The 11928-nt window shown below is 65.5% G+C and carries 11 protein-coding genes; 7 read left to right on the top strand and 4 right to left on the bottom strand.

Going from position 1 to position 11928, the window contains the following annotated elements:
* The first annotated feature begins 29 nt into the window (after nucleotides 1–29).
* A complete protein-coding gene (locus AACY13_RS10335) occupies nucleotides 30–761 on the top strand; it encodes a hypothetical protein (RefSeq protein WP_339461258.1) in 732 nt (243 codons plus the stop codon).
* A gap of 26 nt (nucleotides 762–787) precedes the next feature.
* Here AACY13_RS10335 and AACY13_RS10330 read toward each other — a convergent pair whose 3' ends face one another.
* The 3 genes from AACY13_RS10330 to AACY13_RS10320 form a co-directional block, all read right to left on the bottom strand.
* The gene (locus tag AACY13_RS10330) at nucleotides 788–2440 is read right to left on the bottom strand and encodes an acyl-CoA dehydrogenase family protein (protein ID WP_339461256.1); all 1653 of its coding nucleotides are present in this window, start codon (nucleotides 2438–2440) and stop codon (nucleotides 788–790) included.
* Nucleotides 2437–3078, bottom strand: coding sequence for a TetR/AcrR family transcriptional regulator (locus AACY13_RS10325; protein WP_339461254.1), 642 nt, complete (start codon nucleotides 3076–3078; stop codon nucleotides 2437–2439). Before AACY13_RS10325 ends, AACY13_RS10330 begins: the two co-directional genes overlap by 4 nt.
* 128 nt (nucleotides 3079–3206) lie before the next feature.
* Nucleotides 3207–5588 carry a hybrid sensor histidine kinase/response regulator gene (locus AACY13_RS10320; RefSeq protein ID WP_339461252.1) on the bottom strand — a complete coding sequence of 794 codons (2382 nt, stop codon included), beginning with the start codon at nucleotides 5586–5588 and terminating at the stop codon, nucleotides 3207–3209.
* A gap of 234 nt (nucleotides 5589–5822) precedes the next feature.
* Here AACY13_RS10320 and AACY13_RS10315 point away from each other — a divergent pair, with 234 nt between their 5' ends.
* The 5 genes from AACY13_RS10315 to AACY13_RS10295 all read left to right on the top strand — a co-directional run bounded on the left by AACY13_RS10315 (nucleotide 5823) and on the right by AACY13_RS10295 (nucleotide 9914).
* A complete protein-coding gene (locus AACY13_RS10315) occupies nucleotides 5823–6617 on the top strand; it encodes a hydroxymethylpyrimidine/phosphomethylpyrimidine kinase (protein WP_339461251.1) in 795 nt (264 codons plus the stop codon).
* 27 nt (nucleotides 6618–6644) lie between these two features.
* Nucleotides 6645–7271 carry a thiamine phosphate synthase gene (gene thiE, locus AACY13_RS10310; protein ID WP_339461250.1) on the top strand — a complete coding sequence of 209 codons (627 nt, stop codon included), beginning with the start codon at nucleotides 6645–6647 and terminating at the stop codon, nucleotides 7269–7271.
* A gap of 54 nt (nucleotides 7272–7325) precedes the next feature.
* On the top strand, nucleotides 7326–8615 hold the full coding sequence (hemL, locus tag AACY13_RS10305; RefSeq protein WP_339461249.1) for a glutamate-1-semialdehyde 2,1-aminomutase: 1290 nt from the start codon (nucleotides 7326–7328) through the stop codon (nucleotides 8613–8615).
* Nucleotides 8615–9271 carry a hypothetical protein gene (locus tag AACY13_RS10300; RefSeq protein WP_339461248.1) on the top strand — a complete coding sequence of 219 codons (657 nt, stop codon included), beginning with the start codon at nucleotides 8615–8617 and terminating at the stop codon, nucleotides 9269–9271. The genes hemL and AACY13_RS10300 overlap by 1 nt, the downstream gene beginning before the upstream one ends.
* A 91-nt stretch (nucleotides 9272–9362) precedes the next feature.
* Nucleotides 9363–9914, top strand: a complete 552-nt coding sequence (locus tag AACY13_RS10295) for a tetratricopeptide repeat protein (protein WP_339461247.1) — start codon at nucleotides 9363–9365, stop codon at nucleotides 9912–9914.
* Between the two features lie 107 nt (nucleotides 9915–10021).
* Here the strand turns inward: AACY13_RS10295 and AACY13_RS10290 are convergent, their stop codons facing one another.
* The gene (locus AACY13_RS10290) at nucleotides 10022–10345 is read right to left on the bottom strand and encodes a DUF1820 family protein (RefSeq protein ID WP_339461245.1); all 324 of its coding nucleotides are present in this window, start codon (nucleotides 10343–10345) and stop codon (nucleotides 10022–10024) included.
* Nucleotides 10346–10480: 135 nt separating this feature from the next.
* Between AACY13_RS10290 and miaB the strand changes: the two genes are divergently transcribed.
* Nucleotides 10481–11809, top strand: a complete 1329-nt coding sequence (gene miaB / locus AACY13_RS10285) for a tRNA (N6-isopentenyl adenosine(37)-C2)-methylthiotransferase MiaB (protein ID WP_339461243.1) — start codon at nucleotides 10481–10483, stop codon at nucleotides 11807–11809.
* The last annotated feature ends 119 nt before the right edge of the window (nucleotides 11810–11928 follow it).

Raw genomic sequence — 11928 nt, 5'->3', positions numbered from 1 at the left:
TTCAACAGCCCACTCCCAAGGATCACGGAATGCTGCGCCTACCGATAATCGGCCTGTTTGGCCTGCTGCCCGCGCTACTGGCCGCCGCCGAGCTGGACGGCCACTACCTCGCCCGCCTGGACGGCCAGCCGGCCGAGATGATCCTGCGCAGCCAGGGCCAGCAGGTCGAAGGCGAATATGTGGAGCGCAACAACCTGCGCCTGAACATCAGCGGCCGCTTTGACGGCCAGTCACTGACGGCGCAGATCAGCGAGCCGGGCTCGGGCTTGCTGATCGCCAACATGAATGCCAACTACGCCAACGGCATGCTCAATGTGCGCATTGCCGCCCGCAGCCCACGCAGCGGCGAGGTGCTGGAGCGCGAGGCGCTGTTCCACCGGCAGACCCACAGCCCGCAGACCGCAGCGGCAGAGGCGCAGAAACAGCCTCGCGACCCGGCACTGGTCGGCACCTGGGTGCACGAGCAACAGATCAATAGCGGCGCAGCCAGCTTCGCCGCCATGAGCACCCAGATGATCCTGCAACTGAGCGCCGACGGCCGCGTGTCGCAGTGGACCCGCAGCGTCGCGGGCGGCGCGGACTGGCACCACGACAGCCCCGGCGAATTGCAATACAGCGGCCGCTGGCAGAATGTCGATGGCCTGCTGATGGTGCAGCTGCAAGGCCACAGCGACTACCAGCCCGCCGCCCGTTATCACTTTAGCGAGCAGTATCTGGTGACCGACAGCAATACCGGCAAGCTGATCTGGCAGAAGCGCTGAGCCCGCCGAAAAACCGGCCCCCGCCCTCAGAGCCCAGCCGGCGAGCTGCGCGCCACCAGCGCCTCGACGTCGATGCCGCGCGGCAGAGTGCCGTAGACCCGTCCGCCCTGGCCGCCCAGGCGGCTGGCAATAAAGGCGTCGGACACCACCGCGTTGCCCGCCTCCAGCAGCAGCTTGGCCTGCAACGCCAGGGCCACGTCTTCGGTGAGCTGGCGGGCGCGGTACTGGATATCGGCGGTGTCGCGGAAATCCGCCTGCAGCTTGGCGATATGCGCTTGCACACGCGCATCGCCATGGCCGTCGCCCAGCTCATGGAACAGCGCATCGAGTACGCCGGGCTCCTTGGACAGGGCGCGCAGCACGTCCAGGCATTGCACGTTGCCCGAGCCTTCCCAGGTCGAGTTGACCGGTGCCTCGCGGTACAGCCGCGGCAGGATGCTGTCCTCGACATAACCGGCACCGCCCATGCACTCGGCGGCCTCGTTGATCATGGCCGGCGCACGTTTGCAGATCCAGTATTTGCCCACGGCGGTGACCAGGCGGGCGAACTTGTCTTCCTGTGGGTCTGCGGGGTTGTCCAGGGCCTTGCCCATGCGCAGGGTCAGGGCCAGTGCCGCCTCGCTTTCCAGAGCCAGGTCGGCCAGCACGTTCTGCATCAGCGGCTGTTCGCTGAGCAGCCGGCCGCTCACCTGGCGATGGACGCAGTGGTGGGCGGCCTGGGTCAGGGCCTGACGCATCAGGGCGCTGGAGCCGATCATGCAGTCGAAGCGAGTCAGCGCGACCATCTCGATAATGGTCGGCACACCGCGACCTTCGTCACCGACCATCCAGGCCAGGGCACCGCGAAACTCCACCTCACTGGAGGCGTTCGACCAGTTGCCCAGCTTGTTCTTCAGGCGCTGGATATAGAACTCGTTGCGCGTGCCGTCCGGGCGGTGGCGCGGCAGCAGAAAGCAGGTCAGGCCCTTGTCGGTGTGGGCCAGGGTCAGGAAGGCGTCGCACATGGGAGCCGAGCAGAACCATTTATGGCCGACCAACTCGTAGGCCTGGCCTGGGCCGCCGAGGCCCACCGGATAGGCGCGGGTGGTATTGGCACGCACATCGGTGCCGCCCTGCTTTTCAGTCATGGCCATGCCAATGGTCGCGCCGTTCTTCTGCTCGATCGGCAGGTTGCGCGGGTCATACTGCTTCGAAAGGATTTTCGGCAGCCAGATCTCGGCAAGATTCGGCTGCAGCTTCAACGCTGGCACGCTGGCGAAGGTCATGGTCAACGGGCAACCGCTGCCGGCCTCGGCCTGGCTGTGCAGATAGCTCATGGCGGCGCGGGCCACCTGGGCACCTGGCTGCGGTTCGGTCCAGGGCATGGACGGCAGCCCATGTTCGATGGCCGCGCTCATCAGCTGATGATAGGCCGGGTGGAACTCCACCAGATCGAGGCGATGACCATAACGGTCGTGACTCTTGAACAGCGGTTTGTTCTCGTTGGCGAGAAAACCCGCCGCCATCAGTTCACCGCCTGCCAGGGCCCCGTAGGCCTCCAGGCGCTGTTCGGCCCAGCCGCCGCCGAAACGCTTGGTCCACTCCTGCAGGGGCAGGTCGAGGCGGTACAGGTTGGCCCCGTCGAGCGGCGGCACCTGATTGAACACTTCATGGGTTTCGGCGTACTGACTGGCATTCATGGCTGCGGCTCCTTGGTGCCAATGGCACCTAGACAGAAGGTGACAAGTGCCTGGCTGACGTCCTCCAGGCTCGGTGCGGGATAACCGGCTTCGCGGGCGGCGCGGGCCGGTGGCGATAGCGGGCCGACCAGGGCTTCGGCAATGGCCCCGACCAGACAGGCGGCGACCAGATGACTCGGTTGCGGCGGGAACAGGCCCTGGGCGACGCCCTCGTCGAGCAGCTCGACGAACAGCTCGGCATACGCTTCACGGTAGCGCAGGCGCTGCTCATCGACTTCGGGCTCCACCGGTTCGGCGATCAGGGCAAAGGCCAGCTGGCGGCTCTGCCAGGCCCGCGCCGCAAAGCCCCGCAGCCCCGCGGCGAGGCGCTCGGGCGGACGCCCCGGCGAGCCCAGGATCAGCGCCAGGGCCGCCACTTCACGCTGACTGGCCAGGGCAAACACCTCGGCGGCCAACTGACCCTTGTTGCGAAAGTGCCGATACAGGCTGCCGGTGGCGACGCCTGCGGCATCGGCCAGGGCCTGCATGGTCAGGGCGGCGAACCCGCCCTCGACCACCAGTGCCAGGGCGCAGGCGAGGATGCGTTCACGCAGGGCCTGGTCGCGGTCGAGACGCAGGGCGGTGGTGCGATAAGCCATGATCTGAATCCTGATTCACTATTGTTCAAGTGAATCAGGATTCAGCGTTTGGCTAAAGGGCGATTCCGGGCACAACAGCAGGCATATTGGCCAGCTACTGGCGTATATCGCCTGGAGGCTGCACAGGGCTAGGCCTCGCGGCAGAGCACCCAGTCATGCAACAGACGGCGCAACTGCTCGAATTTAACCGGTTTGGCCAGGTAGTCGCTCATCCCTGCAGCCAGGCAGCGCTCGCGATCACCGCTGTGGCTATGGGCCGTGATCGCGAGCACCGGCACCTCGGCGCAGCCCGGCAGGTTGCGCAGCGCCCGGCAGGTGGCGAAACCATCCATCAGCGGCATCTGGCAATCCAGCAGGATCGCGTCGACCGGCTCGTTACGCAGCAACTCCAGGGCCTCGGCACCGTTGTCGGCGGTGCGCACCTGGTAACCCAGCTTGAGCAGCATGCCGCGGGTCACCAGCTGATTGATCGCATTGTCCTCCACCACCAGCACCCGGCACTGTTGCGGCTGGCGCAGCGCCGGCGCATTCACAGGCCGCGGCACGGCCGCCTGCGCCGGAGCCTGCACCGGCAGGGCCAGCGGCACTTCGAGGCGGAAGCGGCTGCCCTGCCCCGGCTGCGACTCATGGCTGAGGTTGCCGCCAAGCAGGTCGACCAGTTGCCGGCAGATCGCCAGGCCGATACCCAGGCCGCCGTATTCGCGGGTCATGGAGCCGTCCAGTTGCTGGAAGCGCTGATACAGGCGCACGTCCGGCGGTGTCGCGAAGCCCACGCCGCTGTCCACCACCTCGATGCACAGCGGCAGGTTGTCGGAGCCGTTGCCCACCCGGCTGACCCGCAACTGCACCGCACCATGACTGGTGAACTTGATCGAGTTATCGAGCAGGCAACCCAGGCTCTGCGCCAGCTTGCCGGCGTCCCCTTCCAGGGTATCGGGCAGGCTTTCATCCAGCTGCAGCTCGAAGCGCAGGCCCTTGTCCTCGGCGCGCGGCGCATACTGCGCGCGCAGGCCGTCGAACAGGCCGCGCAGGCTGAAGGGCTCGCGCCGCGGGTAGAGCTTGCCGGCCTGCAGCTCGGTCAGGGTGAGGATGTCGTTGACCATGCGCATCATGTCCCGCGCCGAGCTGGCCGCGGTCTTCTGGTACTGCGCCAGCTCGCCGTCGAGGCGGACCATCTGCATCAGTTCCAGCGAGCCGATCACCCCGTTCATCGGCGTGCGCAGCTCATGGGTGAGGGTGGCGAGAAATTCGTCCTTGAGCCGGTTGTTGTTGGCCAGCTCCTGGTTCAATGCCTCCAGTTCGAGCCCGGCGTCATGCAGGATGCGCGCGCGCTCCTCCTTCATCGCATTGATCCGGTCGGCCAGGGCCAGGGACAGCAGGCCGACCTCCAGGGCCGAGCCGATCTGGCTGGCATACATGGTCAGGAAGATATTCGGCAGATAGCCCAGCACCATCAGGGTGTTGATCGCCCCACCGGCGAGGAAGGCGCTCCAGGCGATGATGAAGTAGCGCGCCACGCGCATGCCGCGCAACCAGGCCAGCACCCCGGCGACGAAGATCACCACGGTAAAGGTCAGCGCCAGGAACGTGGCCAGACGCAGGGCCAGCGCATAGCTGACCGTCACCGCCAGCACCATCACCCCGGCACCGCAGGCCATCATCACCAGCAGGATGCGGTCGACCCAGGGGCTGTGCTCGGCGGTATGCAGAAAGCTGCGGGCGAACTGGCAACCGAACAGCGCCGCCGAGCCGATCAGGAAGGGGGTGGCGGCATTCGCCCACCAGGGGTTATTGGGCCAGAAATACTCGATCCCGGCACCATTGACCGAGACCTGGTAGAGGCCGAACGAGGCGATATAGAAGATGTAATACAGGTAGCTGGTGTCGCGCACGCTGAGAAAGATAAACAGGTTGTAGATCAGCATCACCAGCAGCACGCCATAGATGATGCCCAGCACATAGATCCGCGCCGGCTGCTCTTCCAGATAGGCATTCGGGGCCCAGAGCGTCAGGGGGGCCTGGATCGACCCCTGACTCTGCAGGCGCAGGTAGATGCGCTGCGGCTGGTTCGGCGGCAGCTTGAGCTCGAACAGGTAGTTGTGCTGTTTGATCTCCCTGCTGGCAAACGGCAGCGCGTCGCCGGTGCGCTGGGCCAGGCGGAAACCGCCCTCGGGCGCGGGCAGGTAGAGTTCCAGATGATCCAGGGGCGGGTACGCCAGCTCCAGCAACCAGGGTTGCACGCCCTCCAACTGCACCGGCTGATAATGCAGGTCGAGCCGCAACCAGAACACCGAACGCGAGTAGCCTGCATTCAGCACCGTCTTGTCATGCGGGCGAAAACTGGCCTGCAGCGCCGGCGAGGTAATGTCCTCGATGCTGGCATCGCCGCGGACATCCTCGAATACCGACATGGCCTTGCCGAGCGGCAGGCTGCGGGTGGTTTCGTCGAACACCGAAGCCCCGGCCAATCCCGGCAGCAGCATAAAGAGACAGAGAAGGATGTAGTGCATGCAGCTCAGCCAGAGTAAGCCAGCAACGCCTAAGAGCGCCGCCGGAACGGTGTATTCGGATGAATGGCACTCTAGCATAGGCATTTGCGCCAGAGCCTCAGAGAAAACCTCAACCGAGCAGACTTCTTCAGCACTGCCCGCGCCAACAGCGGGCGCTGCACAGGTCGTCTGCCCGGGCGCTTTCCTGCCGTTGCGGGGTCTGCAAGCGCCGGTTTGGTGGTAAGCTCGCGCACCATGAAAACGCCTACTTCTCGCCCCGTAGTGCTGTGCCTGTCCGGTCACGACCCCAGTGGGGGTGCCGGCCTGCAAGCCGATATCGAAGCCCTGCTCGCCCAGGGCTGTCATGCCGCCCCCACCGTCACCGCGCTGACCGTGCAGGACACGGTGAATGTCTCCGACTTCCGCGTGCTCGACCGCGCCTGGGTACTGGCCCAGGCCAATGCGGTGATCGCCGACCTGCCGATCGCGGCGGTCAAGCTGGGCATGCTCGGCTCGGTCGAGATGGTCGACACCGTACTCGAGATCATGCAGCGCCTGCCGGGCATTCCCCTGGTCTGCGATCCAGTGCTGCGCGCCGGCGGCGGCGGCGCGCTGGGCAAGGATGAAGTCGGCTATGCCATGCGCGAACGGTTGTTCGCCGTCTCGACCATCGCCACGCCGAACCTGCCGGAAGCGCGCATCCTTGCCGAACTGCCGGACGGCAGCGCCGATGAGTGCGCCGAAAAGCTGCTGCCCCACATCCAGCACCTGCTGATCACCGGCGGCCACGGCGACGAGCACGAAGTGCACAACCGCCTCTACAGCCGCGACGGCAGCCGTCACACCTTCGTCTGCCAGCGCCTGCCCGGCAGCTACCACGGCTCCGGCTGCACCCTGGCCAGCACCCTGGCCGGTCGCCTGGCCCTGGGCCAGGAACTGGTCAGCGCCGTGCAGTTCGCCCTCGACTACACCTGGCGCACCCTGCGCGACGCCGAACAGCCTGGCCACGGCCAGTACATTCCGCGCCGCCTGCCGCTGGATGCTTATTAATAGAAAGCAGCTGATGGAGCGCTCCCAATGAAACTGCGTGGCCTGTATGCCATCACCGACAGCGAATTGCTCAAGGGCAAGCTGCTGCCCTATGTCGAAGCGGCCCTCAAGGGCGGCGCGACGCTGCTGCAATACCGCGACAAGTCGACCGACGACGCCCGCCGCCTGCGCGAAGCCGAGACCCTGCGCGAGCTGTGCAACCGCTATGGTGCTGCGCTGATCATCAACGACGACGCCGAACTGGCCGCCCGCCTCGGTGTAGGCCTGCACCTGGGGCAAACCGACGGTTCGCTGTCCGTCGCCCGCGCCCTGCTCGGACGCAAGGCGATCATCGGCGGCACCTGCCACGCCCAGCTCGAGCTGGCCGAGGCCGCCGCCAGGGAAGGGGCCAGCTATGTCGCCTTCGGTCGCTTCTTCAACTCCAACACCAAGCCCGGCGCACCGGCCGCCTCGCTCGAACTGCTGGCGGCGGCAAAAGCCAAGGTCAACCTGCCGATCGTCGCCATTGGCGGCGTGACCCTGGACAACGCCCCCGCCCTGATCGCCCACGGTGCCAGCATGGTCGCGGTGGTCCACGGCCTGTTCGCGGCCGACTCGGCCAGCGAGGTCGAGCGGCGCGCCCGCGCCTTTAGCGACCTGTTCACCACTGATTAATATCGATTGAGGGCGACCCGGCTCGCCCCGACTCCTAGCTTGAGAGGCCCAGCCATGTCCCGTTCCGAAATTTTGTTCACTCACGCGCAGAAGCACATCCCCGGCGGCGTCAACTCGCCGGTGCGCGCCTTCAAGAGCGTCGGCGGCACCCCGTTGTTCTTCAAGCACGCCGAAGGTGCCTACGTCACCGACGAGGACGACAAGCGCTATGTGGACTACGTCGGCTCCTGGGGCCCGATGATCCTCGGCCACGGCCACCCGGACGTGCTCGATGCGGTGCGCCGCCAGCTGCAGCACGGCCTGTCCTATGGCGCGCCGACCGCCATGGAAACCGAGATGGCCGACCTGGTCTGCGCCATGGTGCCGTCGATGGAGATGGTGCGCATGGTCAGCTCCGGCACCGAGGCGACCATGAGCGCCATCCGCCTGGCCCGCGGTTTTACCGGCCGTGACAGCATCATCAAGTTCGAAGGCTGTTACCACGGCCACTCCGACAGCCTGCTGGTGAAAGCCGGCTCCGGCCTGCTGACCCAGGGCGTACCAAGCTCGGCGGGGGTGCCGGCGGCCTTCGCCAAACACACCCTGACCCTGCCGTTCAACAACATCGACGCGGTCGCGCAGATGCTCGGCGAAGTCGGCAACGAAGTGGCCTGCATCATCGTCGAGCCGGTGGCCGGCAATATGAACTGCGTGCCGCCGGCCCCGGGCTTTCTCCAAGGCCTGCGCGAGCAGTGCGACAAGCATGGCGTGGTGCTGATCTTCGACGAGGTGATGACCGGTTTCCGCGTCGCCCTCGGCGGTGCCCAGGCCCATTACGGTGTGACCCCGGACCTGACCACCTTCGGCAAGATCATCGGTGGCGGCATGCCGGTCGGCTGCTTCGGCGGCAAGCGCGAAATCATGTCCTGCATCGCCCCGCTCGGCCCGGTCTACCAGGCCGGCACCCTGTCCGGTAACCCGCTGGCCATGGCCGCCGGCCTGACCACCCTCAAGCTGATCAGCGCGCCAGGCTTCCATGCCGCCCTCAGCGACTACACCAGCCTGATGCTGCAAGGCCTGCAGGAGCGCGCCGATGCCGCCGGCATCCCGTTCGTCACCACCCAGGCCGGTGGCATGTTCGGCCTGTATTTCAGTGGGGCCGACGATATCGTCACCTTCGACGACGTGATGGCCAGCGATGCCGAGCGCTTCAAACGTTTCTTCCATCTGATGCTGGATGGCGGCGTATACCTGGCCCCGAGCGCCTTCGAAGCCGGTTTCACCTCTATCGCCCACGGCGAAACCGAGCTGCAGATCACCCTGGACGCCGCCGAGCGCGCCTTCGCCGAGCTGAAGAAGGCCTGATGCAGTACAGCACCGCACTGTCCGATGGCCTGCTAGCCCTGGCCTGCCTGGCCTGCGCCGTGGCTATCGGCACAGCCCGCAGGCGCTATGGCGAAGGCGACCAGCCGGCGCTGTTCTGCGCCCTGCTGGGCTTTCTGCTGCCGGCCGCAGCCGCGGCGGTCGGCGTGATGCGCTACGGCGTCGACCTCAACTGGCAGGCCGCGCACCTGTGGCTAAGCCAGGCCAGCAGCTTTCTCGCCCTGCCGCTGCTGGGGGCCGCGGCCCTGGCCTTGGCTCGCGGTTGGGCCTGGAGCCGGCCGAACTGGGGCCGCATCGTGCTCGGCCTGTGCGCCTTTTTCGAGCTGTTCCGGCAGATGAACCTGCTCGACGACTACCGTCTGCTGCTCAACCTGGCGACCCTGCTGCTGATTCTCTATGCCGGCGCGGTGCAATGGCCACGCCGTCTGCCCGTCGCCGCGGCGGCGGGGGTCGTCGGCCTGTTTCTGCTGGCGGGGCTGGCAGTCGGCACCGAGGGCTTTATCGGCCCGCTACGCCGCGTCGACCTGTTTCACGGCCTGCTTACACCGGCTTATCCGTTGCTGGCCTGGCTGCTGCTGAGCCTGCCGGGCAGCGCCAAAACAGCTGACCTGGGAGAAAACCCGGTAAAGACTTTGTAAGAACGCCGCTGCTTATTTCATAATGTGACGGCCGACGCGCTTCGTCGGCCAGGCACACCGCCTGCTCTGCACTCGAGGTAAATGGACTTTCATGAAACGCACCGGCCGCACCCTGTCCCTGGGCTGCCTGTTGCTCCTGCTCCCCCTGCTCGCACTGGCGGGAGGCAATACCCTGCTGATTCCTGCGCCCGGCAGTTGCTCGCTGAATACCGCCCCCGAAGACCTGCCCGACGCCCTCGCGGCCTGCCAGCAAGCCGCGCAGAACGGCGACCTGCAGGCCGAGTACGAGCTGGGCGAGTTCTATTACGACGGCAAGCGCACCGAGCGCGATCTGGACCAGGCACTTAAATGGTTCGAACTGGCCTCGCTGCAAGGCCACGCCCAGTCGCAATACCGCCTGGGCATGATGTTCTTCCGCGGCGAAGGCGTGCCGGCGAACAACGTCCAGGCCTATATCGTGCTGAAGATGGCGGCAGTGAATGGCTCGGACGAGGCCATGGACAGCGCCGACCTGATTGCCGCGCAGATGCCGCGAGAAGAACTGGAAATCGCCAGCCAGATACTCGGGCAGATCTTTCGCAGCTACCTGCTGGAGCTGCAGAACGCCGACACCCTCACCTCGCCTTTCGCGCCGCTGCCCTGATTCAGGCCGGTTGCGGCCAACACCGCGGGATGGGTTGAGCGAAGCGATACCCATCATTTCGCCGCATGGGTATCGCAGGCTCACCCCATCCTACAACCTAAAACTGCTTATTTATCCGGCATCGGCATGGGGAAGGGCATGACATTGCCGCCACCCTTGGCCTCGCTGATCTTCGGCGTACCCAGGCGCTCCACCTCGTCGATGCGAATCACCGCATGCATGGGGATAAAGCTGCGCACCACGCCGTCGAACTGGGCCTTGAGCTTTTCTTCGCTGGGGTCGACCACCACCTGGGTGCGCTCACCGAAGACGAACTCCTCCACTTCCAGGAAGCCCCACAGATCGCTTTGAAAGATCTGTTTGGCGTACATCTCGTACACCTGACCCTGATTGAGGAAGATCACCTTGTAGATAGGCTCGCGTTTGCTCATGGCTATGCAGTTCGCACCGGGGGGTTAATTTGGGAGGGCGCAAATCATAGCATAGCCGCCGGACAGGCAACGCTAGGAAGCCAGCCACTTGGCCTCTATAATGCGCGGTTCTTCGATCCCCCTTGTTGAGCGCGCATGACCAAGAAGCTTTATATCGAAACCCACGGTTGCCAGATGAACGAGTACGACAGCTCGCGCATGATCGACCTGCTGGGCGAACATCAAGCCCTGGAAGTCACCGAGCGAGCGGCGGACGCCGATATCATCCTGCTCAACACCTGCTCGATCCGTGAAAAAGCCCAGGACAAGGTGTTCTCCCAGCTCGGCCGCTGGCAAAAGCTGAAGATTGCCAACCCGGACCTGGTGATCGGCGTCGGCGGCTGCGTGGCCAGCCAGGAAGGCGCGGCGATCCGCGACCGCGCGCCCTATGTCGACGTGGTCTTCGGCCCGCAGACCCTGCACCGCCTGCCGGAAATGATCGACGCCGCGCGCACCACCAAGATCGCCCAGGTCGATATCAGCTTCCCCGAGATCGAAAAATTCGACCGCCTGCCCGAACCTCGCGTCGACGGCCCCAGCGCCTATGTCTCGGTGATGGAAGGCTGCAGCAAGTACTGCACCTTCTGCGTGGTGCCCTACACCCGCGGCGAAGAGGTCAGCCGCCCCATGACCGACGTGCTCGGCGAGATCATCCACCTGGCCGAACATGGCGTGCGCGAAGTCACCCTGCTCGGGCAGAACGTCAACGGCTACCGCGGCGCGACCCAGAGCGGGCAGATCGCCGACTTCGCCGAGCTGCTGTATGCGGTGGCGGCCATCGACGGCATCGACCGCATCCGCTACACCACCAGCCACCCGCTGGAGTTCTCCGACGCGCTGATCCAGGCCCACGCCGAGATCCCCGAGCTGGTGAAATACCTGCACCTGCCGGTGCAATCGGGTTCGGACCGCATTCTCGCGGCGATGAAGCGCAACCACACCGCGCTGGAATACAAGTCACGGATTCGCAAGCTGCGCGCCGCGGTGCCGGACATCCTGATCAGCTCGGACTTTATCGTCGGCTTCCCCGGTGAAACCGAGAAAGACTTCGAGCAGACCATGAAACTGGTCGAGGATGTCGGTTTCGACTTCTGCTACTCCTTCGTCTACAGCGCGCGCCCCGGCACCCCGGCCGCCGACCTGGCCGACGACACCCCGCTGGAGCTGAAAAAACAGCGCCTGGCCCTGCTGCAACACCGCATCACCCAGCAGGGCTTCGAAAACAGCCGACGCATGGCCGGCACCGTGCAGCGCATCCTGGTCAGCGACTACTCGAAGAAGGACCCTGGCATGCTCCAGGGCCGTACCGAGAGCAACCGGGTGGTCAACTTCCGCAGCGACAACCCGCGCCTGATCGGCCAGTTTGTCGATGTGCATATCGACGAAGCCATGCCCAACTCGCTGCGCGGCACCCTGCTCACCTAGCGCGCAGGCGCACCCGGGATCGAGCCCGCCGGCAATATCCGACAGCCGGCGCGGCACGGGCTACGGGCCAAGCCTGCGAGCGGAAATCAAATCCATATAAAGGCAATGCTAAAGTCGCA

This window comes from Pseudomonas sp. EA_105y_Pfl2_R69 (assembly GCF_963970915.1).
Classification (GTDB): domain Bacteria; phylum Pseudomonadota; class Gammaproteobacteria; order Pseudomonadales; family Pseudomonadaceae; genus Aquipseudomonas.
The sequence above is the reverse complement of the archived record's forward strand: the minus strand, read 5'-3'. Positions and strand labels throughout refer to the sequence as shown.